General features: G+C 63.6%; 20 protein-coding genes, 1 pseudogene and 1 riboswitch. Of the genes and pseudogenes, 12 read left to right on the top strand and 9 right to left on the bottom strand.

Annotated elements, in window-relative coordinates; translation table 11 throughout:
* Positions 1–331: 331 nt before the first annotated feature.
* Together L630_RS0116385 and phaR are read right to left on the bottom strand one after the other, a co-directional pair.
* Positions 332–763 carry a heme-binding protein gene (locus L630_RS0116385; protein WP_024849318.1) on the bottom strand — a complete coding sequence of 144 codons (432 nt, stop codon included), beginning with the start codon at positions 761–763 and terminating at the stop codon, positions 332–334.
* 138 nt (positions 764–901) lie between these two features.
* Positions 902–1501 carry a polyhydroxyalkanoate synthesis repressor PhaR gene (phaR, locus tag L630_RS0116380; protein ID WP_024849317.1) on the bottom strand — a complete coding sequence of 200 codons (600 nt, stop codon included), beginning with the start codon at positions 1499–1501 and terminating at the stop codon, positions 902–904.
* Positions 1502–1727: 226 nt separating this feature from the next.
* Between phaR and L630_RS0116375 the strand changes: the two genes are divergently transcribed.
* Together L630_RS0116375 and L630_RS0116370 are read left to right on the top strand one after the other, a co-directional pair.
* A complete protein-coding gene (locus L630_RS0116375; RefSeq protein WP_024849316.1) occupies positions 1728–2906 on the top strand; it encodes an acetyl-CoA C-acetyltransferase in 1179 nt (392 codons plus the stop codon).
* A 115-nt stretch (positions 2907–3021) separates the two neighbouring features.
* Positions 3022–3744 (top strand): beta-ketoacyl-ACP reductase, encoded by a 723-nt coding sequence (locus tag L630_RS0116370; protein ID WP_024849315.1) that lies wholly within the window; start codon positions 3022–3024, stop codon positions 3742–3744.
* 214 nt (positions 3745–3958) lie between these two features.
* Here L630_RS0116370 and aqpZ read toward each other — a convergent pair whose 3' ends face one another.
* On the bottom strand, positions 3959–4648 hold the full coding sequence (gene aqpZ, locus L630_RS0116365; RefSeq protein WP_024849314.1) for an aquaporin Z: 690 nt from the start codon (positions 4646–4648) through the stop codon (positions 3959–3961).
* Positions 4649–5359: 711 nt separating this feature from the next.
* Here aqpZ and L630_RS0116360 point away from each other — a divergent pair.
* The 5 genes and pseudogenes from L630_RS0116360 (at position 5360) to L630_RS0116340 (ending at position 11233) form a co-directional block, all read left to right on the top strand.
* On the top strand, positions 5360–8443 hold the full coding sequence (locus L630_RS0116360; protein ID WP_024849313.1) for a helicase-related protein: 3084 nt from the start codon (positions 5360–5362) through the stop codon (positions 8441–8443).
* Positions 8444–8707 (top strand): annotated as a pseudogene (locus L630_RS21635) (RNA-binding S4 domain-containing protein); the annotation flags it as partial.
* A gap of 149 nt (positions 8708–8856) precedes the next feature.
* The gene (gene fdxA, locus L630_RS0116350) at positions 8857–9195 is read left to right on the top strand and encodes a ferredoxin FdxA (protein ID WP_024849312.1); all 339 of its coding nucleotides are present in this window, start codon (positions 8857–8859) and stop codon (positions 9193–9195) included.
* 386 nt (positions 9196–9581) lie between these two features.
* Positions 9582–10154 (top strand): CarD family transcriptional regulator, encoded by a 573-nt coding sequence (locus tag L630_RS0116345; RefSeq protein ID WP_024849311.1) that lies wholly within the window; start codon positions 9582–9584, stop codon positions 10152–10154.
* Between the two features lie 221 nt (positions 10155–10375).
* Positions 10376–11233, top strand: a complete 858-nt coding sequence (locus L630_RS0116340) for an RNA polymerase factor sigma-32 (protein ID WP_024849310.1) — start codon at positions 10376–10378, stop codon at positions 11231–11233.
* An 11-nt stretch (positions 11234–11244) separates the two neighbouring features.
* On the opposite strand, the gene L630_RS0116335 is transcribed toward L630_RS0116340, so the two are convergent.
* The 4 genes from L630_RS0116335 to thiB all read right to left on the bottom strand — a co-directional run bounded on the left by L630_RS0116335 (position 11245) and on the right by thiB (position 16233).
* Positions 11245–12657, bottom strand: coding sequence for a M48 family metalloprotease (locus L630_RS0116335; RefSeq protein ID WP_051473310.1), 1413 nt, complete (start codon positions 12655–12657; stop codon positions 11245–11247).
* A gap of 248 nt (positions 12658–12905) precedes the next feature.
* Positions 12906–13616: a thiamine ABC transporter ATP-binding protein gene (gene thiQ / locus L630_RS0116330; protein ID WP_024849308.1), complete on the bottom strand. Its 711-nt coding sequence runs from the start codon at positions 13614–13616 to the stop codon at positions 12906–12908.
* Entirely contained in the window at positions 13613–15256 is a 1644-nt protein-coding gene (gene thiP, locus L630_RS0116325; protein ID WP_245263771.1) for a thiamine/thiamine pyrophosphate ABC transporter permease, read from the bottom strand. Before thiP ends, thiQ begins: the two co-directional genes overlap by 4 nt.
* The gene (gene thiB / locus L630_RS0116320) at positions 15232–16233 is read right to left on the bottom strand and encodes a thiamine ABC transporter substrate binding subunit (protein ID WP_024849306.1); all 1002 of its coding nucleotides are present in this window, start codon (positions 16231–16233) and stop codon (positions 15232–15234) included. Before thiB ends, thiP begins: the two co-directional genes overlap by 25 nt.
* Positions 16234–16268: 35 nt before the next feature.
* Positions 16269–16394: riboswitch (TPP riboswitch) on the bottom strand.
* Positions 16395–16468: 74 nt separating this feature from the next.
* Here thiB and L630_RS0116315 point away from each other — a divergent pair.
* Together L630_RS0116315 and L630_RS0116310 are read left to right on the top strand one after the other, a co-directional pair.
* The gene (locus L630_RS0116315) at positions 16469–17128 is read left to right on the top strand and encodes a thiamine diphosphokinase (protein ID WP_024849305.1); all 660 of its coding nucleotides are present in this window, start codon (positions 16469–16471) and stop codon (positions 17126–17128) included.
* 3 nt (positions 17129–17131) lie between these two features.
* The gene (locus tag L630_RS0116310; protein WP_024849304.1) at positions 17132–18943 is read left to right on the top strand and encodes an ABC-F family ATP-binding cassette domain-containing protein; all 1812 of its coding nucleotides are present in this window, start codon (positions 17132–17134) and stop codon (positions 18941–18943) included.
* Positions 18944–19129: 186 nt separating this feature from the next.
* On the opposite strand, the gene L630_RS0116305 is transcribed toward L630_RS0116310, so the two are convergent.
* Together L630_RS0116305 and L630_RS0116300 are read right to left on the bottom strand one after the other, a co-directional pair.
* Entirely contained in the window at positions 19130–19501 is a 372-nt protein-coding gene (locus L630_RS0116305; RefSeq protein ID WP_024849303.1) for a cell division protein ZapA, read from the bottom strand.
* 11 nt (positions 19502–19512) lie between these two features.
* Positions 19513–19785 (bottom strand): DUF4164 domain-containing protein, encoded by a 273-nt coding sequence (locus L630_RS0116300; RefSeq protein WP_024849302.1) that lies wholly within the window; start codon positions 19783–19785, stop codon positions 19513–19515.
* Between the two features lie 249 nt (positions 19786–20034).
* On the opposite strand from L630_RS0116300, the gene tkt reads away from it, so the two are divergent.
* From tkt to L630_RS0116285, 3 genes are all read left to right on the top strand, one after another.
* A complete protein-coding gene (gene tkt, locus L630_RS0116295) occupies positions 20035–22026 on the top strand; it encodes a transketolase (RefSeq protein WP_024849301.1) in 1992 nt (663 codons plus the stop codon).
* A gap of 153 nt (positions 22027–22179) precedes the next feature.
* Positions 22180–23190: a type I glyceraldehyde-3-phosphate dehydrogenase gene (gene gap / locus L630_RS0116290; protein WP_024849300.1), complete on the top strand. Its 1011-nt coding sequence runs from the start codon at positions 22180–22182 to the stop codon at positions 23188–23190.
* A 92-nt stretch (positions 23191–23282) separates the two neighbouring features.
* A complete protein-coding gene (locus L630_RS0116285) occupies positions 23283–24188 on the top strand; it encodes a bestrophin family ion channel (protein ID WP_024849299.1) in 906 nt (301 codons plus the stop codon).
* The last annotated feature ends 76 nt before the right edge of the window (positions 24189–24264 follow it).

Below are 24264 nucleotides of genomic sequence, written 5' to 3'. Positions count from 1 at the left end.
GTTCCTGCTGGTGCAACGCGCGACGTCGTCGCTGTTCTTCATCCTGATGACGATCGCCTTCGTTGACGTGCTGGCGGGCTTCGTCGTCTCGTTGCGCGCCTCCTCACGCGACATCAATCTCCGCTAGTCAGAAAAAGAAAGAGCCCGGAACCCGGGCTCAGACTGCTGACAAAGTTCCGCGAGCCTTCAAATCAGACTTGTTGATTCCGATCCGTTCTCACTTTGAATCTGAGACGTTCCGTGAATCTCGGTCTCCGGAAAGGTGCGTCGAGGGTTTGTCAACAAACTGAGCCCGGAACCCGGGCTCTTCTTGTGTCTGCTCGCGGCAGGATCAGGCGTTGTCGCTGACGAAGCCGGCTGCCTCGATGCCGACCTTGGCGACGAGCTCGTCATTGTCGGATGTGTCGCCCGACACGCCGACCGCGCCGACAAAATCGCCGTCCTTCGTCTTGATGGCTACGCCACCTGGCACCGGGATCATGTTGCCGCCCGTCAGCGCGACAAAGGCGTTGACGAAGTGCGGGCGCTCGATCGCCGCCTGGTTGAGCTTGCGGGTATCGGCACCGGTTGCGGCTGCCCCGAACGCCTTGCCGCGGGCAATTTCAATTCGCATGAAGGGCGAACCGTCCTGGCGCTGCGCCGAGATGGTGTGGCCACCGGCGTCGACGACGACGACGCAGAGCGGATTGAGCTTGAGCTCGGCAGCCTTCGCCAGGGTTGCCTCGATGATGGTGTTGGCCTGAGCCAGCGAAATTTGCGTCATGCGGGTGATCCTCCTCATTCCATCGCGGCTCTGACTTAAGGGAACATTGCCGCTTTGGTAATGGGCTGCGTGGATGCGGACGCGCAAAAGGCCGCGCCATTCACAGGTTGCGAACAGGGGATTGAGGCTTCGGTCGGATCAGCTGCTCAGCTGGTCGAGCTTGCGCTGCATCGCAGCGATCTGCTCCTTGAGCTCCTGCAGGTCGTCCTTCTGGCTGGACTCGGAGCGCGGTGCCGGCTCCTCGCGCTGCGGGGGCTGCGGCGGGAACGGCGTGAACATACGCATCGCGTTCTGGAACAGCTCGATGTTGCGGCGGGTCTGCTCCTCGATCGCCTTCATCGGCATCGCGGCTTGCATCATCTCCATCGGCGTCTTGCCGATCGCTTCCTTCATCTGCTCGCGGAAGCGCTCCTGCTCCTTGGCAAAGGCGATCATCGATTGCTCAAGGAAGCTCGGTACGACCATCTGCATCTGGTCGCCATAGAAGGAAATCAGCTGCCGCAGGAACGAGATAGGCAGCATGTTCTGCCCTTCCTTGTTCTCCAGCTCGAAGATGATTTGCGTCAGCACCGGGTGGGTGATGTCCTCGCCCGTCTTGGCGTCCTGCACGGTGAACTCCTCGCCGCGCTTCACCATCTGGGCCAGGTCTTCCAGCGTCACATAGGTACTTGTCCCTGTGTTGTAGAGCCGTCGGTTGGCGTATTTCTTGATGACCACAGGGTCCTGTTTTGCTGGCATTCGTGACCTCCCGGTTGGGATGCTGCGTAAGCGGGCAATTACCCTCGGCCTCTCCCCCGACGCCGAAGCCTGAGGATATGCCCAAACGGCAGATGATGGGAAGGGGTTTGGTGCAGTGCAGTGAAACTATACCGCTTTGCACTTTGGGGTTTGACTCGCTCGCGCGAAAGGGGACAACATCGCCTCAAGCACCCCAACTCCCAAAGCTTCACAGCGAGGAAACCCGATGTCCGAAATTGTTGTCGCGAGTGCCGCTCGCACTCCCGTTGGCTCCTTCAATGGAGCGTTCGCCGATACGCCGGCCCATGTGCTTGGTGCGACGGCCATCAAGGAGGCGCTGGCTCGCGCGGGCGTCGCCGGCGAGGAAGTCGACGAGGTCATCATGGGCCAGATCCTGACCGCTGGTCAGGGCCAGAACCCGGCACGCCAGGCGGCGATGGGCGCCGGCATCCCGCAGGAAGCGACCGCATGGGGCCTCAACCAGCTGTGCGGCTCGGGCCTGCGCGCGATTGCGGTGGGCATGCAGCAGATCCTGACCGGTGACGCGAAGATCATCGTCGCCGGCGGTCAGGAATCGATGTCGCTCGCGCCGCACTGCCAGCACCTGCGCGCCGGCACGAAGATGGGCGACCTCAAGTTCATCGACACAATGATCAAGGACGGCCTGACCGACGCCTTCTTCGGCTACCACATGGGCAACACGGCGGAGAACGTCGCCCGCAAGTGGCAGCTGACCCGCGACGAGCAGGATGCCTTTGCGGTTGCTTCGCAAAATAAGGCCGAGGCCGCTCAGAAAGCCGGCCGCTTCAAGGACGAGATCGTTCCGGTGACGGTGAAGACCCGCAAAGGCGAGGTGATCGTCGACCAGGACGAGTACATCCGCCACGGCACCACGCTCGAGGCGGTGCAGAAGCTGCGCCCGGCCTTCGACAAGGAAGGCACCGTCACCGCGGGTAACGCGTCGGGCATCAATGACGGCGCCGGCGCGGTCGTCCTGATGACCGAGGAAGAGGCCGTACGCCGCGACATCACCCCTCTGGTCCGCATCGTCTCCTGGGCGACCGCCGGCGTTGATCCGCAGGTGATGGGCACCGGTCCGATCCCCGCTTCGCGCAAGGCGCTGGAGAAGGCCGGCTGGTCGGTCGACGATCTCGATCTCGTCGAGGCCAATGAGGCCTTTGCCGCGCAGGCTTGCGCGGTCAACAAGGAATTGGGCTGGAACCCCGACATCGTGAACGTCAATGGCGGCGCAATCGCGATTGGTCACCCGATCGGTGCATCGGGCGCACGCATCTTCAACACGCTGGTGTACGAGATGAAGCGTCGCTCGGCGAAGAAGGGCTTGGCCACCCTCTGCATCGGCGGCGGCATGGGCGTCGCCATGTGCGTTGAGGCGATGAACTAGTTTTCCTGATCACCAATTTGAGGCAGATACGCGCGGCCGGACGCCAGGGGCAGACAGAACAAGGGGAACCTCCTGTCGGCCCGTCCGTGCGATCAGAGAAGGGGGGACAGCCCTTATGACAAGAACTGCACTCGTGACCGGCGGGTCGCGCGGTATTGGCGCTGCAATCTGCGTGGCGCTGAAGAACGCCGGATACAAGGTTGCCGCTAACTACGCCGGCAACGACGAGGCCGCGCGCAAGTTCAACGAGGAGACGGGCATCCCTGTTTACAAGTGGTCGGTTGCCGACTACGAGGCCTGTGCGGAAGGCGTGAAGCAGGTCGAGGCCGACCTTGGGCCAGTAGACGTGCTGGTAAACAACGCTGGCATTACCCGCGATGCCATGTTCCACAAGCTGACGCCGCAGCAATGGCGCGAAGTGGTCGACACCAACCTCAACGGCATCTTCAACATGAGCCACCAGGTGTGGCCGGGGATGCGCGAGCGCAAGTTCGGACGCATCATCACGATCTCGTCGATCAATGGCCAGAAGGGCCAGGTCGGCCAGGCGAACTATGCCGCCGCCAAGGCAGGCGAGATCGGCTTCACCAAGGCGCTGGCGCTGGAAGGCGCGCGCTTCGGCGTCACCGTCAACGTGATCTGCCCGGGCTACATCGCGACCGAGATGGTGATGGCGGTGCCGGAGAAGGTGCGGGAGTCGATCATTGCCCAGATACCCGTCGGCCGTCTCGGCGAGCCTGAAGAGGTCGCGCGCTCGGTGCTGTTCCTCGCCTCCGACGAGGCGGGCTTCATCACCGGCTCGACGCTGTCGGCGAATGGCGGGCAGTACATGGCCTGAGCTTGAGGCTGAGAGCGGAAACGGAACGGCCCCTTTTCGGGGCCGTCAGACTGCTGACAAAGTTCCGCGAGCCTTCAAATCAGGCTTGTTGATTCCGATCCGTTCTCACTTTGAATCTGAGACGTTCCGTGAATCTCGGGCTCCGGAAAGGTGCGTCGAGGGTTTGTCAACAAACTGACGGCCCCTTTTCGGGGCCGTTTTTATCGGTGCGTCACTATTCGTCGGTAAGCAGCGCCTTGTAGACGACACCCGCAATCGCAGCGCCGACGATTGGCGCGACCCAGAACAGCCAGAGCTGAGCGAGCGCTGGCCCCTCGGCAAAGAGGGCGACGCCGGTGGAGCGCGCCGGATTGACCGAGGTGTTGGTCACCGGGATCGAGATCAGGTGTATCAGGGTCAGCGCAAGGCCGATTGCGATTGGTGCAAAACCGGCCGGGACGCGCCCGCTGGTCGAACCCAGAATGATCAGCAGGAAGAAGAAGGTCAGCAATACTTCAGTAATCAGCGCCGAAGTCATCGAATAGCCGCCGGGCGACGCCTCGCCATAGCCGTTCGAGGCGAAGCCGCCGACCGAAGTGAAATCGGCCTTGCCACTGACGATCAGGTAGAGCGCTGCGCCAGCAAGTACCGCACCCACCAATTGCGCGATGACATATGGAATGAGGTCTTTACCGTCGAAGCGGCCGGCGACCAGCAGGCCAACGGATACCGCCGGGTTGAAGTGGCCGCCCGAGATGCCACCCGCTGCATAAGCCATCGTGAGGACGGTCAGTCCGAAGGCGAGCGCTACGCCTGAGAAACCGATACCAAGTTCCGGAAAAGCCGCGGCGAAAATCGCGGAGCCGCAACCACCAAACACCAGCCAGAAAGTGCCGAAGAACTCGGCCACAAGGCGCCTTGTCATGAAAATCCCTCCTAAGACGCACGAGCCCCCACGCTGGAAGATGTGCGCCCAAGCTTCGGCGGTTGACAATCCGACTGGTTGCAGTCGGCGAGCCACTGCAGGGAAAACTTGCGGGAATTTCCGCTCAACTGGCGGAAATTGTTAACGCGAGCGCGAAAAAGTCTGTGCGATTCGCTGTGCGTAACCTGTGGATTAGTTGTGGGGAGGTTGGGGATAATACCAGATGTTGTGGAGAACAAACCGGGAAACTGGGCGCGGCAGTGATTCGTCGCTGATTCGTTCCGGCTTTGGCCTGAATGTTAACAGGGATGAGCGGTGCGGCCGCAACAGGTAAATTTCACGTAAATGAAACCCTAATGAATTCTTAAAGTTGAAGGGCGGAGGGGAAGGCCTTGTTGGTGGCCTGCAAAGGGCGAAGGTTGGCGTCGTTAACGATTCCAGCCGCTCCCTGCGGTTGTTCCCTGCGCGGTCGCACGAATGCGCATGCATATGGTGGTTAATATCGCCAAGGATCTACATATAGCGGTGAACGCAACGGGAACGACGCCGAGTCAGCGATTCGTCGCTGATTCGTTCCAGACTCGTTCCGTTGATTAACAGCGGTAGTTTCCGCCGCCCTTTTTGCTACAAAACACTGCGGTATCTTCCGCTTGTGGGGTGGGGTGTGCTAACGGAGGCATCCGCCGCGCCGAGGAGAGCGAACCCCGCATTATGAGCCTCCAGAAAAGACACGACGCTCCGCTCGTCCTATCCGGCCGGGACGTGACCGCCGTGCTCGGTCCGACCAACACCGGCAAGACGCATCTGGCTATCGAGCGCATGGTGGCGCATTCGAGCGGCATCATCGGCCTGCCGCTGCGCCTGCTCGCGCGCGAGGTCTATACCCGGGTTGTCGAAAAGGTGGGTGCCGCCAACGTCGCCCTCATCACCGGCGAGGAAAAGATCGTCCCGCAGGGTGCGCGCTATTCGGTCTGCACCGTGGAGGCGATGCCGCGCGAGGCGGACGTCGCTTTCGTCGCGATCGACGAGGTGCAGCTCGCCGCCGACTTTGAGCGCGGCCACATCTTCACCGACCGCCTGCTGCATTTGCGTGGGCGCGAGGAGACTCTGCTGCTTGGTGCCGCCACCATGCGCGGCATTCTCGAAATGCTCCTGCGCGGTATTTCGGTCATCACCCGCCCGCGCATGTCGCACCTTGCCTATGCGGGGCAGAAGAAGCTCACCCGCCTGCCTCGCCGCTCGGCCATCGTGGCCTTCTCGGCTGACGAGGTCTACGGCATCGCCGAGCTGGTACGCCGTCAGCGCGGTGGCGCGGCGGTGGTGCTGGGCGCGCTGAGCCCGCGCACCCGCAATGCGCAGGTCGAGCTCTACCAGTCCGGCGACGTCGACTATCTGGTCGCGACCGACGCGATCGGCATGGGTCTCAATCTCGACCTCGACCATGTCGCCTTTGCCCAGAACCGCAAGTTCGACGGCCACCAGTACCGCGAGCTGACGGCAGCCGAGATCGGCCAGATTGCTGGCCGCGCCGGCCGTCACGTTCGCGACGGCACCTTTGGCGTCACCGGCCAGGTCGATCCGTTCCCGGATGAGCTCGTCGAGCGGATCGAGTCGCACACCTTCGATCCGGTGAAGGTGTTGCAGTGGCGCTCGGCAGCGTTCGATTTCTCAAGTCTTGATGCGCTTCGCCGCTCGATCGACGTGACGCCGCCGGTCGAAGGGCTGACGCGCGCGCTTCCGGCTGTTGACCAGCGGGCGCTCGAGCATCTGGCGCAGGATGAGGCCGTCCGCCGCCTTGCCACGACGCCCAAGCGGGTCGAACTTCTTTGGGAAGCATGCGCTCTGCCCGACTACCGGCGTATTGCTCCGGCACAACATGCCGACATAATTGGCAGTATCTATTTTGATCTGGCCCGGAAAGGCCATGTCGATGAAGATTACATGGCCGAACAGGTGCGACGGGCCGATACGACAGAAGGCGATATCGACACGCTGTCGCACCGGATTGCGCAGATTCGTACCTGGACCTTCGTTTCACACCGCCCTGGCTGGCTTGCCGATCCGGCACACTGGCAAGAAAAAACACGCGAGATAGAGGACAGGTTGTCCGATGCGCTTCACGAGCGATTGACGAAACGCTTTGTAGATCGCAGGACTTCCGTGCTCATGAGGCGCCTGAGAGAAAATGCAATGCTTGAAGCTGAAATAAATCCGTCCGGCGACGTTACTGTCGAGGGGCATCATGTTGGCTCCCTTCAGGGCTTCCGTTTTACGGTTGACCAGACAGCGGCGGGCGAAGACGCAAAGGCGATGAAGGCGGCTGCGCAGAAGGCGCTGGCTGCCGAGTTCGAGGCGCGTGCCGAACGGTTCGCCAACGCCCCGAATGGCGACTTCGCGCTTGCTTCGGACGGGCTGCTGCGCTGGATCGGTGCTCCGATCGCGACTCTGGTTGCTGGCGATGATCCGCTTGCACCGCGCGTAATCCTGCTCGCCGACGAGCAGCTGACGGGCCCGGCTCGCGAAAAGGTCGTGGCGCGTGCCGAGCGCTTCGTGCGCTTCCAGATCGAGACGCTGCTCAAGCCGCTGTTCGACCTCAAGGCTGCCGACCAGCTGACGGGCATTGCGCGCGGCATCGCGTTCCGCCTCGTCGAGAATTTCGGCCTGATCAATCGCCGCGAGATCTCTAACGACGTCAAGTCGCTCGATCAGGAGGCCCGCGCCGCGCTGCGCCGCCTGGGCGTGCGTTTTGGCGCCTTCCACATCTTCACCCCGGCGCTGATCAAGCCGGCTCCGGCGGGTCTCCTGACGCTGCTGTGGGCGCTGGTCAATGACGGCAAGGAAAAGCCGGGCTTCGGCGACGTCGTCACCGCCCTTGCCTCGGGCCGCACCTCGATCGTGGTCGATCCGTCCTTCGAGCCGATGTTCTATAGCCTTGCCGGCTACCGCGTCCTTGGCCGCCGTGCGGTGCGCGTCGACATCCTCGAGCGCCTTGCCGACCTGATCCGTCCGGCGCTTGCCTGGCGTACCGGCTCCGGCCAGCGTCCGGACGGCGCCTTCGACGGGGCGTCGTTCTACGTAACGCCCGCGATGATGTCGATTCTCGGCGCCACTTCTGAGGACATGGAAGAGACGCTGAAGGGCCTCGGCTACCGCGCTGAAGCGAAGCCCGCAGCGGAAGTCGCTGCGAAGCTTGCGGAGTTCGACGCTGCTGCTGCCGAGGCCAAGGCTGCTGCCGAGCAGCCGGCTGAGGCACCTGCTGAAGCAGCTGTCGAGGCTGAGGCTGGCGAAGCCCCCGCTGCAGACGCAGCTACGGACGATACCGCCACGGATGCCGCAAGCGAGGCGCAGGAAGCTGCTCCTGAGGCTCCCGCCGCCGAGGCCGCACCGGTTGAGGCCGCTGCGGAGGAAGCTCCTGCTGCAGAGCCGGCCGAAGAGCCGAAACCAATCCTGCTGTGGCGTCCGGCGCGCTTCGAGGGCCGCCAGCAGCGCCAGCACCAGAACCGCAACCAGCACAGTCGTGGGCCGCGCCGCGAAGGTGAGAGCCAGGAACGCGGCGAGGGCAGGGGCGAGCGCCCCGCTCGCGGCAAGTTCCAGGGCAAGCCTGGAGAGCAGCGAGGTGAGGGCAAGCCGCGCCGCGAAGGCGGCCGTGGTGACCGTCGCGAAGGTGGCAAGCCGCAGTTCGCCGACAAGCAGGCACGTCCGCAGAAGCCGCGCGAGGAGCGCCCGGTCAAGCTCGATCCGGATTCTCCGTTCGCCAAGCTCGCGGCCCTGCGCGAGCAGCTGACCAAGAAGTAGATGAACGGCGTCGAGCGGCAACGCATCGACAAGTGGCTGTTCTTCGCGCGCGCGGTAAAATCCCGCTCGCTAGCAGCAAAACTGGTTCAGGCGGGGCATGTCCGCCTGAACCGCGAAAAGATCGACCAGGCCGCGCAGCTGGTGAAAACCGGCGACGTGCTGACGATGAAGCTGGAACGCGGCGTGGTCGTCTGGCGGGTGCTTTTGCCCGGCAAGCGGCGCGGCCCGGCCGAAGAAACGCGTACTCTCTACGAAGACCTGACGACGCGCGAGGAACCGCCAGCCTGAGGCGCGATGCGCAAATGCATTCCTGCATTGCGCACTTGCGCGGATTGGTCACCCTTGCGCACATCCGGCGAAGGGTTTACCTCACCGCCGGACCCTAGCAGACTGAAAGCCGGGCGGAGCCACTCATGACCTATGTCGTCACAGACAACTGCATCCGATGCAAATACACCGACTGCGTGGAAGTATGCCCGGTCGATTGCTTCTATGAAGGCGAGAACATGCTCGTCATTCATCCGGACGAGTGCATCGACTGCGGCGTTTGCGAACCGGAGTGCCCTGCAGACGCTATCAAGCCGGATACCGAGCCCGGCCTCGACAAGTGGCTGCAGATCAATGCCGAATATGCGGCAAAATGGCCCAACATCACGGCGAAGAAGGACGAGCTTCCGGAGGCCAAGGAATTCGACGGCGTTCCGGACAAGTTCGACCAGTACTTCTCGCCCGAACCCGGCTCAGGTGACTGAAATCCGAGGATTTTTAGGGCTTCCTTACGCAAGGTAAGGTTGTGCCGCCCGACCTGCGATTGATTCGCCCTATAGCGCGAAATGCGGCAACGCAAGTTCGCGCATGCGGCAAATTGTTGAATCTCGCGACTTTTTATGCTACATATCTAGCAACATGCCGATGACAAATTGTCGATTCATGGCGCTAGCGCTTTAATCTCGAAAGGCTGCAACTCATCCGAACCAGGGCGACCCTGGGTCGGGCCGGTTCTTTGACCTTGCCCGACACAAAGGCTTCCTTCGGATGATGCGGCCTTTTTGTCATGCGTGGCAGTTGGCTGGCCGGCTTGTCGGCCGCGAATCCACGCGCTCTCGATAGCGCGTGATAAAGAAGGAGTACAGGGCGTATGGCAACCCAGCAGAAGAAAACCGCGACTAAGCACGGCTTCAAGACCGGGGAATTCATCGTATACCCGGCTCACGGCGTCGGTCAGATCACTGCCATCGAAGAGCAGGAAGTCGCGGGACACAAGCTGGAACTCTTCGTCATCGACTTTCAGAAGGATAAGATGCGCTTGAAGGTGCCGGTGGCCAAGGCCGCCACGATCGGCATGCGCAAGCTCTCCGAGACCGACTACGTCGACCGCGCGCTCAAGGTTGTTCAGGGACGTGCCCGCGTGAAGCGCACCATGTGGTCGCGCCGGGCCCAGGAGTATGACGCGAAGATCAATTCGGGCGACCTCATCTCGATCTCCGAGGTTGTCCGCGACCTGTACCGCGCCGAAAACCAGCCCGAGCAGTCCTATTCCGAACGCCAGCTCTACGAGGCCGCCCTTGACCGCATGGCGCGCGAGATCGCTGCCGTGAACAAGATGTCGGACACCGAGGCTATCCGCCTGATCGAGCTCAATCTCGCCAAGGGCCCGCGCCGCGGCGCGAAGGCGGACAACGAGGAGTCCGAGCAGGAAGAAGCCGCATAAGCTTTCCAAAGCTTCAAGTACTTCCAAAAGACCCGGTCGCTCACGGCCGGGTCTTTTCTTTTGCTCCTGCTGCGCCACCTTTGGAACTTATGGACCGGGATCTGCGTATTTACTGACGCAGCATCCGGCCACCCCTCATGCTGCGCTGGCCGATCTCCCGATCGGTCCCATTTCCTGTGCGCGAGCTTTTCCCCGCTCGCCCGCGACGAATGGAGCGCGACATGGACGATTCCGCACGCCGCAGCATGGTTCGCGAGGCCATGAAGGCCCCCTATCTCGAACGCGAGCAGGAACACCAGTTGGCCCTGCGCTGGCGCCAGGGCGACCAGAACGCCATGCATCAGATCGCCACCGCGCACATGCGGCTGGTCATCTCCATGGCTGGGAAGTTCCGCCACTTCGGGCTACCGACTGCAGACCTGATCCAAGAAGGCCATGTCGGCCTGCTGGAGGCAGCCTCCCGATTCGAACCAGACCGGCAGGTCCGCTTCTCGACCTATGCTACCTGGTGGATCCGTGCCTCGATGCAGGACTTCATCCTGCGCAACTGGTCGATCGTGCGCGGCGGCACCTCATCGGCGCAAAAGGCGCTGTTCTTCAATCTCCGGCGCTTGCGGGCTCGGCTCGCGCAGGACAATCGCGAGCTGACCGGCGAGGCGCTTTATCGCGAACTCGCAGAAGCGCTCGGTGTGCCGGTGAGCGACGTCGAGACGATGGACGCGCGGCTGTCTGGCTCCGACACCTCGCTTAATGTGCAGGTGGGTTCGGAAGGTGAGGGCACGGCAGAGCGCCAGGATTTTCTGGTCTGCGATAAGCCGCTACCGGATGAGGTTGTCGGCGACACGATCGACACCGAGCGGCGGCTCCAGTGGCTGCAGCGGGCGCTGAAGACGCTCAACCCGCGCGAGTTGCAGATCATCCGCGAACGCCGGCTGCGTGACGAAGGAGCTACACTCGAGTCGCTCGGCACGACGCTTGGGATTTCCAAGGAGCGTGTGCGGCAGATTGAGGGTCGCGCCATCGAAAAGTTGCGGTTTGCCCTGAGCCACAACGAGCCGCGCAACCGCAACGCTGCCTAGGCAGCGCCCCGCTACCTGTCCGTGATGATCTTCACCTTGCCGCCGGCTGAAACGGTGGCGCTTTCGCTCATCCCGTTGATCAGGCGGAACATGTCGACCTTGCGATCGACGCCTTCCATGCGAGCCGCGAGCGTTGCCACCGTATCGCCCGGGCGGACCGTCACGATCCTCACCCGCAGCGGGTTGAGCGACTGGCGCTCGGCCGCGCTGAGTACGCGGAAGCTGTTGCTGACGGCGCTTGCCGTTGACTCCAGCCGGGTGCTGGCGGCCGGGGCAGCCGTCAGGAGGCGGTAGACCTCGCCCTCGGCCCGGATCACGGTCACGTCGAACTGCCAGCCCTCGGCGCGCGCGCGGGCGGAGACGGCTTCGTTGCCGTTGATGGAGCGCTTGCGGATGCTGCTTGGATCGAGCCCCGCCACCCAGCCGGACTGGATGTAATCGGTAAGCGGCACGCGCCGGTCGATCGACACGCCGTCGAAGCGGATGGCGATGTCGCCAGGGCCGGCCGCCGTTACCGCTGCCGCCGAATTGTCGATGACGAAGCCTTCTGGTACCGAGAATGAGATGCCCAGTTTCGGATGCAGGAAGGTGCGGCCGCGCACGAACCCTTCCTGCGGCGTGTCGCCGAAGAGCATGCCGTCGATGCCGGCAAGGAAGGAGTCGCGGTCGCGGTTGCCGGTTCCGGGCGGCGCATACTGGCGAGCATGGCGAAGCGCCAGTTCAATGCGCTGCGGCGCGGTCGGGTGACTTGCAAGGAAGTCGAGACCCTGGTCCTCCTGGCCGGTTACGCTGCGCGAGGCGCTATAAGCGGCCATGGACTGCAGGAAGCGGGCTGCGGCGAACGGATCGTAACCGGCGCGAGCGATGGAGCGGATGCCAACGGCGTCGGCCTCGAGTTCCTGATTGCGCGAGAACTGGGCAAGGCGCAGCTTGCCGCGCACCAGCGCCACGCGTGCAGCCGGGTCACCGCCAAGCACTTCCGTCGCTACCTTGGTCGCAAGAACTTCCTCGGCCTCGCGCTGCTGGCGCTGGACGCCGTGATTTGCGGTCACGTGCGCCATCTCGTGCGCCAGCACCGCCGCGAGCTCGGCCGAGTCATTAGCGAGCGCGAGCAGGCCGCGCGTAACATAGAGATAGCCGCCGGGTAGCGCGAAGGCGTTGATGTTCGGCGAGTTGAGAATGGTGATCTGGTAGGTCTGGTTCGGGTTTTCCGGATCGAGCGTCAGCGACCCGACGACCCGCGCGACCATGCGTTCCAGCTTCGGGTCCGAATACTCGCCGCCATAAGTGGCAAGGATGCGTGGATGCTGCTCGCGCGCCAGCGCCGTCAGGCGGTCGCCGCGGGTGACGGTGTCCACGGTGACGGGATTAGCGGATGGCTTGAAGGCGCTTTCGTCGCCGCTCAGGACTTGGCAGCCAGCCATGCTGACGCCAAGCGCAAGGGCAATCAGCCCGCGCCGCAGGAGGCGGGCCGGCGACTGCGAAGTCCGGTCCCTCATCGGATCAACCAATGCTGTCGGCAGATTCCAGCCCTTTCCTCTAACCATCATGAAACGAAGCGGATCGGGAAGGGTTGCTCCGTTTCCAAGCCAATTTCGCAAACGCACACATACCATGTAGTCAGCGAGCAATGCGTGGCAAATATGTCCGCATCCGGGCGAAATGGATGCAGTCAGGCACCAATGTAGGCACGGAAAGCGTCAGGCGCAGCGCGCGAGAACATGGTGGTGGTGTCCTCGAATGCCACGATGCGACCCGCCTCGATGAAGGCGATTCGATCGGCAATCAGCTGCGCATCTTCGGGGTGGTGGGTGACCATCAGGATCGTCATCCCATGGTCGAAGTGGAGCTGACGGACGAGCGCCAGCATCTCGCGTCTAAGCGCAGGCCCAAGCGAGGCAAAGGGCTCGTCAAGCAGTAGCACCGGGCGGTCGCGAACCAGCACGCGCGAGAGCGCCACGCGCTGGCGTTCGCCGCCCGAAAGCTCCGACGGCAGACGGCGCTCCTTGCCGGCAAGCCCAGTCTGCGCCAGCGCCTGGGCGATGTCGGCGCGGTCAGCATCGGTCAGGCGCAGGGAGGGCGAGCGACCGAGGCCGACATTGTCCTCGACGGTGAGGTGGGCAAACAGGTTGTTTTCCTGAAACACCATCGAGACGGGGCGTTCAGCGGGCTCGAGGCCGGTGACATCCCTGCCGTCGATCAGCACCTTGCCAGAGACAGGCTTCTCGAAGCCGGCAATCAGGTTGAGCAGGGTGGTCTTGCCCGATCCGCTCGGCCCCATGATCGCGATCACGGAAGATGCGGGAACTGAGAGGTCGAACTCCATGCGCGTCTCGTCGTAGCTGAAGACGAGATTGCGGAGTTCGATCGATGCGCCACTCATGCGCTTCTCCGTGTGCGGTCAACGAGCATCATCAGCGCAAGGCAGACGATGCCGAGAAAGAGGGCAATGCCGGCGGCATCGGCGGTGCGATAGCTGCCCATGCGCTCGAACAGCAGATAGGGCAGGGTCTTCACCACGTCGCTGCCGAACAGCGCAATGACGCCAAGATCGCCAAGCGACAGAGCCATGGCGAAGGCAAAGGCGGTGAAGGCCGGGCGGCGGATCGACGGCCAGTCGATCAGGCGCAGGCGGTTGAAACCGGAAATGCCAAGCGAGGCGCAGAGCCGGTCGTGGCGCTCGGCTGCACCGTCCCAGGCGGGGCGGATGGCGCGGAGGGCAAAGGGCATCGCCATCACGGCGTTGACGGTCACCACCATCACCGGTGCGAGCGAAAAGACGCTGCCGCTGTCGATGAGGAGGATGAACCAGCCAGCACCTACCACGACCGGTGGCACGACAAGGACGAAGCCGGCGCCGGTGTCGAACAGTCGCTCGAGGAAGGATGGCGAGGCCGTGCGGTTCCGGCTGTGCTCCATGGCGCTGCGGGCCATGGTGAGCGACAGCGACAGCAGCAAGCTGAGCGCTGCGGCAATGAAGGCAAGGCCAAGACTGGTGAGCGTGGCGCGATGGACAGCCGGATCGCTCGCCAGCCGGACAAGGTCAGCCTGAACGCCGGAAATGATAGTCGAGACGAAGGGACCTGCGACGAAGGCGAGGGCGGCGATGATCACCAGCGCGTTGAACACGGTCTCGGGTGCGCGCGCCATATTGGGGCGCCGGCGCGCGACCGGCATGTTGGCGTCGGCAACCATGTCGGCGCCCGCGCGCACCAGCAGGATTACGACGACAACGGTTAGGGCGATCTGCAGCGCGGTCAGCGCCACGGCCCGCGCCGGGTCGAAGTCGAAGCGCAAGGCCTGGTAGATCGCGACTTCCAGCGTCGTTGCCCGCGGACCGCCGCCGAGAGTCAGCACGATCGTGAAGGAGGTGATACAGAGCATGAAGATGAGCCCTGCAACGCCCGGCAGCGCCGCGCGCATCACCGGCCATTCGATCAGGCGGAAGGTTGTCCTAGGCCCCATGCCAAGCTGGGCGGCGAGCCGCCACTGATCTGTCGGCACCGTCTCCAGCGCATGCAGCAGAAAGCGGGTGGCAAGCGGCAGGTTGAAGAAGACGTGGGCAACCAGAATGCCGGAAAGGCCGTAGATGCCCTGCCACGGCTCGCCGGTAAGCCAGGCGAGCGCATCGGCGAAGATGCCGGCGCGGCCGAGCAGAGCAAGGATGCCGAGCGATGCAACGATCGCCGGCACTGCCAGCGGCAGCGCAAACAGCCGCAGGATAAAGCTGCGGCCCCAGAAGACTGGGTGGCGTGCAAGAGCGCGGGCGACGAGGATTGCCGGGCAGACCGACAGCAGCGTCGACAGCAGCGCCTGCCACAGCGTGAAGCGGGTGATGCGGAAGAGGTAGGAGTCAAACGCAGAAGCAGCGCCCGACCAGTCGTCGAGCGCCTCGCTGATCAGCCCTGCGAATGCCCCGCCAATCAGCAGCCCGACCGCCGCGAGACCGGCGATGCCGGCAAGGACGCGGCTGTCGCGGTAGACTCCCATCGGCGCGCTCAGCGGCTCATGACGTCGAGCCATTCCCGGATCCAGGCATCGCGGTTGGCCGCGATCTCCTCGGGCGAGAAGGCGAGCGTCTTCGCCGGTTTCACCGCGCGGTCGAAAGCCGGGTTGAGCGGGCCGGACGTCTCGCCGGCCGGGAACATCCAATTGGTCTTGGGGATCGCGTCCTGGAAGCCGGGGCCAGTCATGAATTCAAGGAACTGCTTCGTCAGCGGGTTCTCCGCGCCTTTGGTGGTCGCGGCGGCGACTTCCACCTGCAGGTAATGGCCTTCCTCGAAGGCCATCGCCTTATAGCGGGTCGAGTCTTCGTTGATCTCATGATAGGCGGGCGAGGTGGTGTAGGACAGCACCATCGGCGCCTCGCCACTGGTGAACAGGCTGTAGGCCTCACTCCAGCCGGGGGTGACGGTCAGCACGCGCGAGCTGAGATTCTCCCAGGCTTCGATCGCCTTGTCGCCATAGACCGCCTTCACCCACAGGAGCAGGCCAAGGCCCGGCGTCGAGGTGCGCGGGTCCTGGATGACGATCTTCTGTTCCGGATAGCCGTCGACGAGGTCCTTCAGGCTCTTGTAGGGCGTCGAAAACGCCTCGGTGTCCTGGATGATGGCGAAATAGCCGTAGTCGAAGGGGACGAAGGTGTCGTCGCTCCAGCCGCCGGGGACGTCGACCTTGTCGAGCGAGATACCGTGCGTCGCGAACAGACCGGTTTCCTTCGCCTCGTGGGTGAGGTTGGTGTCCAGGCCGAGCACGATGTCGGCTGAGGTGCTCTTGCCCTCGAGCTTGACGCGATTGAGCAGCGCAACGCCGTCCGCCACGGCGACGAAGTCGACGGTGCAGTTGCAGATTTCCTCGAAGTTCTTCTTCACCACCGGGCCGGGACCCCACTCAGAGGTGAAGCTTTCGTAGGTGTAGATGGTGAGCTTGTCCTGCGCCGCGGCCGGAACGGCCACGAGAGCGGTCGAAAGAGCAAGTAGCGAAAGAAACTGTCTGCGCATCGGCGCCTCCTCTGGTTGTTGCAAGGGAATTGGCGCCATGTCGAGCGTCTAATCCCTCCGCCGGTACGAGCCGGATCAGGTTCAGCGGGTTGGCTGGACTTGCGTCCCTTGCCTCTCAGCCCGGACACGCCTTCGCGTACCGGGCACCCCGTTAGAGCAGGGAAAGAGATAGAGCGGGTCCTGTGCACATGCAAGCGGTTTAACTTCCGCTGCGTGGCGTGGTAGAGGCGAGCCCATGACGCATCCGACCACCCGTTTCGCGATCCTCCTTGGCGGCGATCTCGTCGTGACTCCGCGCCTGCTTGCGCAAGTGGAGGGCGCGCGCGTAATCGCAGCAGATTCCGGCATGCGGCATGCGGCGGGGCTGGGTGTTGCGCCGGAACTGTGGACCGGAGACTTCGACTCCGTCGACGAGGCGATGCGCGCCGAGCATTCGGCAACGCCAGTCGAAGAGTTTCCGCGCGACAAGGACAAGACCGACGGCGAGATCGCGGTGCAGGCGGCGCTGAAGCGCGGCGCGCGCGAACTCCTGCTGGTAGGCGCGTTCGGCGGCGCGCGGGCCGACCATGCTTTCCTGCATCTGGCGGCCGCGATGCGTCTTGCCGAAAGCGGCGTTGGCTGCCTGCTTACCAGCGGCGTGCAGGAAGGCGTGCCGTTGCTTGTGGGCAAGGACCGCAGCTTCGACTACGACGACGGCACGCTGTTCAGCGTGCTCCCCTTTTCCGAGCTCAACGGGCTCACCATATCGGGCGCGAAGTGGCCGCTGACGGACCATCACGTTCCGTTCGGTTCGTCGCTTACCCTATCCAATGAAGTGCGCGGTACCCTCACTGCGCGTCTTGCTTCCGGCAGGGCCCTGCTGGTCGCTCATCCCGTTTCCTCCTTCTCGATGTGACCCATGGCACCACCGCTTCTTTCCCTTGACGGCATCAGGCTGACCTTTGGCGGCACGCCGCTTCTCGACGGCGCCGATCTCGCGGCTTCGGCCGGCGACAAGATCGCGCTGGTAGGGCGCAACGGCTCCGGCAAGTCCACCCTGCTGAAAATCGCGGCGGGGATGGTCGAGGCGCAGGACGGCGAGATCTTCCGCCAGCCCTCGGCGACGATCCGCTACCTGCCGCAGGAGCCCGACATGGAGGGCTTCGATACGGTCCGCGCCTATGTCGAGGCGGGGCTGGGGCCGGCGGATGACGTCTACCGTGCAGCCTATCTCATCGAGAATCTCGGCCTCACCGGCGACGAGAACCCGAAGACGCTGTCGGGCGGCGAGGCGCGCCGCGCCGCGCTTGCGCGCGTCATGGCGCCGGAGCCGGACATCCTTCTCCTCGACGAGCCGACCAACCACCTCGACCTCACCACAATCGAGTGGCTGGAAGGCGAGTTGCAGCGCACCAAGTCGGCGCTGATCATGATCTCGCACGACCGCCGCTTCCTCGAGCGCGTCTCTCGCGCCGTCATCTGGCTCGACCGTGGCGTCACCCGCCGTCTCGAGAAGGGCTTTGCGCATTTCGAGGAGTGGCGCGACAAGATCCTCGAGGAAGAGGAAAAGGAGCACTTCAAGCTCGGTCGCCAGATCGTTCGCGAGGAGCACTGGCTGCGCTATGGCGTGACCGCCCGGCGCAAGCGCAACATGCGCCGTCTCGGCGAGCTGCAGACGATGCGCGTGCAATACCGCCAGCGCAAAGGGCCGGAGGGTCTCGCAACCATGACGGCGGCGGATGCGAACGAGTCCGGCAAGCTGGTCATCGAGGCGAAGAACATCGAGAAGCGTTTCGGTGACATGGTGGTCGTCCAGGGCTTTTCGACCCGCATCCAGCGCGGCGACCGCGTCGGCTTCGTGGGACCGAACGGAGCAGGCAAGACGACGCTGCTCAAGATGCTGATCGGCGAGCTTGCGCCCGACGGTGGTACGGTGCGCCTTGGCGCCAACCTAGAAATCGCCACGCTCGACCAGAAGCGCTCGCTCGATCCGCAGGAGACGCTGACGCATTACCTCACCGACGGACGCGGGGAGAACCTGATCGTCAACGGCGAGCAGAAGCACGTCGTCTCTTACATGAAGGATTTTCTGTTCAAGCCGGAACAGGCGCGCACGCCGGTGCGGGAGCTTTCGGGCGGCGAACGGGCAAGGCTGGTGCTGGCCAGGCTTCTGTCGCGGCCGGCGAACCTTCTGGTGCTCGACGAGCCCACCAACGACCTCGACATGGAGACGCTGGACCTTCTGCAGGAGCTCGTCGCGAACTTTCCCGGCACGGTGCTGCTGGTCAGCCACGACCGCGACTTCCTTGACAGGACCGTGACGAGCACGATCGCGCCGGCGGGCGATGGCCGCTGGATCGAATATGCCGGCGGCTACACCGACATGCTCGCGCAGCGCGGCGGCGAGAAGCTCGACGAGCGCGCTCCGCGTCAAAAGAAGGAAGAGCCGGCGGCGAAGAAGGAAGCAGCCGCGTCCGCAAAGCCGGCATTGGCGAAGAAGCTGTCCTACAAGCAGAAGTTCGCGCTCGAGAACCTGCCCAAGCAGATGGCGGAACTCGAGGCGAAAATCGCCGGGCTTGAGCAGAAAATGGCCGATCCGAATTTCTACAACCGCGACCCGAACGGCTTTGCCAAGGTGGCGGCTGAGATCGACGCCCACCGCGCCAAGCTGGCGGCCATGGAAGAGGAATGGCTGGAACTCGAGATGCTGCGCGAGGAGATCGAGGGCTGACGGCCGTGCTAAAGGCCGGTAAGATTCGCCGCGATCGAGTGCATCATGTCCGGCAAAACTCGCTCAACTGACCGAGACGAACACGCAAAGCGGTGGGTTGAGGAAAACCGCGATGCGTTAGAAAGCTGGAACAAGTGGACGAAAGAGGAATGCATTCCTCTTTCCCACTACCGCTACTTCTGACTGTCAGCTTCCCGCGCGGTCGGCGTTGAGCCGGGCTGCGAGATTTTCCATCCGCTCGGCGAGGTTGGCCAGCGCGCCGGTGAGTGCCGCATCGTTCTTGTCGGCCTTGGCGAGCGCGTCGTCACGCGTCTTGCGTAGCGTCGCGATCTCGGTCTCCATGCCCTTCACGCGCTTCTGCAGCTCGACAAGCTCGTCCATGACCATAATGCCGGCCATGACGGTCAGTCGCTGGTCGCCGATCTCGCCGAACGAGTTGCGCAGGTGGGACACGTAACGGTCGAAACTGGCGGCGAGGTCCATCAGGTGCTGTTCCTGGCCCTCGTCGCAGGCCATCCGGTAGGCCTTCCCGTCAATGCTCACCGTGACCTGTGGCATCTTGCGTGTTCCTATCTGTCGAGCACGGCCCGGATGGTTTCCATCGCCGTCACGAGCCGGCGTGAAACTTCCTTGTTCGCTTCCTCAAGTCTCTCGGCACGTGCTTCCGACGCGTCAAGTTCCTGCGCAAGGCGTGCGCGGTCAGCGTTCATCCGCTGAACCTCCGCCTCTGCCTCGCCGTAGTCCTGATCACGCTCAAGCCTTGCCGCCACAGCGTCTTCCAGCAGGTCGATCGCCTTCCCGAGGCGGGCAATTACTTCCTTGAGGGTAGCTTCCCCAGTCATGGTCTTCGCTCCAGCGCCGATCCGGTGCCGAATCGCACGCTTTCCCAGCGTGTTTAAAGTGAAACATTAGGCAGCGCGCGGAGGAACCGTCAACGCGTGACCTTAACTGTCCCCTTGAAAGCGTAGCGACCACATTCCTTCGACTGAGGCTCTCCGTTGACTCGCGCGGCACGCCTGCTATGTGTCCCATCGCTCTTTCAGGGTTAAATTTGCCCTTTCCCTTTCGCAGGAACGACAAGCGAGCCACTCATGACTACACGTGAACAGCATGACCGCATGGCCAATGCGATCCGCTTCCTTTCCATGGATGCGGTCGAGAAGGCCAACTCAGGCCACCCCGGCCTTCCGATGGGCGCAGCCGACATTGCCACCGTGCTGTTCAGCAAGTTCCTGTCGTTCGACCCGAAGGCTCCGAACTGGGCCGATCGCGACCGCTTCGTGCTGTCGGCGGGCCATGGCTCGATGCTGCTCTACTCGCTCCTCTACCTGACCGGGTACGAGGACATGACGATCGACGAGATCAAGAACTTCCGCCAGCTGGGCTCGAAGACCGCTGGTCACCCCGAGTGGGGCCACGCGTCCGGCATCGAGACGACGACCGGCCCGCTCGGCCAAGGCATCGCCAACGCGGTCGGCATGGCGATCGCGGAGCGCATCCTCAATGCGCGCTTCGGTGATGACCTCGTCAATCACTACACCTACGCCCTCGTCGGCGACGGCTGCCTGATGGAAGGCATCAGCCAGGAGGCGATCTCGCTCGCTGGCCACCTGCGGCTCAACAAGCTGATCGTCATCTGGGACGACAACAACATCTCGATCGACGGCGCGATTTCGCTGACCGACTCGACCGACCAGCGCGCCCGTTTCGCAGCTTCCGGCTGGAATACGCTGAGCGTCGACGGCCATGATCCGGAGCAGATCGCGACCGCGGTCCAAACCGCGAAGAAGTCGAACCGCCCGACCCTGATCGCCGCAAAGACTACGATCGGCTTTGGCGCCCCGACCCGCGCCGGCACCAACAAAGCACACGGTTCGCCGCTCGGCGCAGAAGAGATCGCCGGTGCACGTGCCAAGCTGCACTGGGAATATGCGCCGTTCGAGATCCCGAGCGACATCCTCGAGGCATGGCGCGCCACCAGCGCACGCGGTGCCGAGAAGCGCGAGGCCTGGGAAGCGCGTCTTGCTGCTGCCGATGCAGCAACCCGCGCCGAATTCGAGCGCCGCATGCGCGGCGAGCTGCCGGAAGGCCTCGATGCAGCGATCGAGGAGTACAAGCGCAAGCTTTCCGCCGACAAGCCGAAGGTCGCGACCCGCAAGGCTTCGGAGATGGCGCTCGAGGTCATCAACGGCGTCGTGCCGGAGACCATCGGCGGCTCGGCTGACCTGACCGGTTCCAACAATACCAAGACCAGCCAGACCGGCCCGATCAAGGCAGGCGACTTCTCCGGCCGCTATGTCTATTGGGGCATCCGCGAGCACGGCATGGCTGCTGCCATGAACGGCATGGCGCTGCATGGCGGTGTCATCCCCTATGGCGGCACCTTCCTGACCTTCTCGGACTATGCACGCCCGTCGATGCGCCTTGCCTCGCTGATGGGCATCCGCTCGATCTTCGTCATGACGCATGACTCGATCGGCCTTGGCGAGGACGGCCCGACCCACCAGCCGGTCGAGCACCTCGCCGTTCTGCGCGCGATTCCGAACCACATCGTGCTGCGTCCGGCAGACGCCGTCGAGACGGCGGAAGCATGGGAAGTTGCGCTGAAGTCGACCCGCACTCCTTCGACCCTGGCGCTCACCCGTCAGAACCTGCCGACGCTGCGCACGGAGCACACCCCGGAAAACCTGACCGCCCGCGGTGCCTACGAGCTCGCTGGCGCGGAAGGCGAGGCCAAGGCGACGATCTTTGCTTCGGGCTCCGAGGTCGAGATCGCACTCGCTGCCAAGGCCGAGCTCGACAAGCGCGGCGTTCCGGCTCGCGTCGTCTCGGTTCCGTCGTTCGAGCTGTTCTTTGCGCAGGACGAGGCCTACCGCCAGGCAACGATCGGCAATGCGCCGGTCAAGATCGCCATTGAGGCCGGCCTGCGTCTCGGCTGGGATGCCATCATCGGTTCCGACGGTCTGTTCGTCGGCATGACCGGTTTCGGCGCCAGCGCCCCGATTGATGCCCTCTACAAGCACTTCGGCATCACAGCCGAGGCGGTTGTTGAGGCCGTTGAAGGTCGCCTGAACAAGGCGTGAGCCGCGTTCCTGTGACCTTCATCCTGTACTAATCGGTTTTATCCCAAAGGGCCGCTGGATTCTTATCCAGCGCCCCGCTATGGGAGGCCTGACCCGGCGAAAGCTGCGGAGTTTCCGCCGGATAGCTAGTTTTAGCCCTCGGGAGACCGCTCTATGACCGTGAAAGTCGCTATCAACGGATTTGGCCGTATCGGCCGGAACATCGCCCGCGCCATTTATGAGAGCGGCCGCAAGGACATCGACATCGTTGCCATCAACGATCTCGGCCCGGTCGAAACCAACGCCCATCTGCTTCGCTACGACAGCGTCCATGGCCGCTTTCCGACGGAAGTAACCGTCGAGGGCGACACGATCCGCGTCGGCGATGAATCGTTCAAGGTGTTTGCCGAGCGCGATCCGTCCAAGCTGCCGTGGGGCGACCTCGGCATCGACATCGTGATGGAGTGCACCGGCATCTTCACCTCGAAGGAAAAGGCTTCGGCGCACCTTGCCGCCGGCGCCAAGCGCGTCATCGTCTCGGCTCCGGCCGACGGCGCTGACCTGACGGTCGTCTACGGCGTCAACCACGACAAGCTGACGAAGGACCACATCGTCATTTCGAATGCGTCGTGCACGACGAACTGCCTTGCGCCGATCGCCAAGGTCCTGCACGAGGCCTTCGGCATCGAGAAGGGCTTCATGACGACGGTCCACGCCTACACGGGCGACCAGCCGACCCTCGACACGATGCACAAGGACCTCTACCGCGCCCGCGCTGCGGCACTGTCGATGATCCCGACCTCGACCGGTGCCGCCAAGGCCGTCGGCCTGGTGCTGCCGGAGCTGAAGGGCAAGCTGGACGGCGTGTCGATCCGCGTCCCGACCCCCAACGTCTCGGTCATCGACTTCAAGTTCGTGCCGAGCCGCAAGGTCACGGTCGAGGAGGTCAACAACGCGCTCATTGCTGCCGCCGATGGCTACCTCAAGGGTATCCTCGCCTACACCAAGGACCCGCTGGTCTCGATCGATCTCAACCACAACCCGGCCTCGTCGACCTTCGCGCTCGACCAGACCAAGGTCATTGAGGGCGACCTCGTCCGCGTCATGTCCTGGTACGACAATGAGTGGGGTTTCTCCAACCGCATGGCCGACACGGCCATCGCGCTTGCGAAGACCATGGCCTGATGCGCAAGGCATAACCCGAACGAAACGCCCGGCTTCGTCCGGGCGTTTTGCTAGGGCAGTACGGCCGCCACGGCCGTAAGGGATCCAGCAAGATGATCATTCGGCCAAGGCCCGGCTTTCTCAGCCTGTTCTTCGTGATGCGCGGCTCGATCGTGCCGCGCACGCTGCCGCAGATCATCGGCATGACGATCTATGCGGTGGCTGTGGTCATTGCCGTGCAGATGTCGGGGCTGAGCTTCGAGAAGTTCAACATCACCCCGTTTGGTCTCGTCGGAATCTCGCTGTCGATTTATCTCGGCTTTCGCAACAACGCCGCCTACGACCGCTGGTGGGAAGCGCGCAAGCTGTGGGGCCAGCTCGTCTATGACATCCGCAATCTGGCGCGCGTGTCGAACTCGCTGGTCGCGGACAAAGCACGACGCCGGTCCTTCCTGATCGACGCGCTGCTGTTCTGCCACTTCCTACGCGCGCATCTGCGCCGGACGGACGCGATGGACAAGGCGCGCGAACTCGCCGGCGATCGCGCGGAGGAGCTTGTCGATTACCGCAACAGGACCGACGCCGTGCTGCGGCGCATGGGCGAGCAGGCCGGCGCGTTGTTGCAGGAAGGCGCGATCGACCCCATCGGCTACCGCATCCTCGATGAGCGCCTGTCGTCGCTGGCAGCCGTGGAGGCGGGATGCGAGCGCATTTCAGGAACACCGTTGCCGTTCGCCTATTCGCTGCTTCTGCGCCGCACCGCCTATATCGTCTGCCTGCTGCTGCCGTTCGCCCTGGTATCGGCGACGGGCTGGGCAACGCCGCTGTTCACGGCGCTGATCACCTACACCTATTTCGGACTCGACGCGCTGTCGGAAGAACTGGAGGATCCGTTCGGCACCGAAGCCAACGACCTTCCGCTCGACGGCCTGTGCCGGGTCTGCGAGATTTCCGTCTTCGAGGCACTCGGCGAGAAGGCCCCGCCGCCGCTCGAAGGCGACCGTTACCTCTATACATGATTGCAACCCGGGGCCTGACGCGCTTGGAATTTACACGATGACTGGCGCAACGGTCTGGCAACTTCTGGAAAGGGCA

This window comes from Aminobacter sp. J41 (assembly GCF_000526635.1).
Lineage (GTDB): Bacteria > Pseudomonadota > Alphaproteobacteria > Rhizobiales > Rhizobiaceae > Aerobium.
Note: the sequence above shows the minus strand (reverse complement) of the source record. Positions and strands in the feature narration are given on the sequence as shown.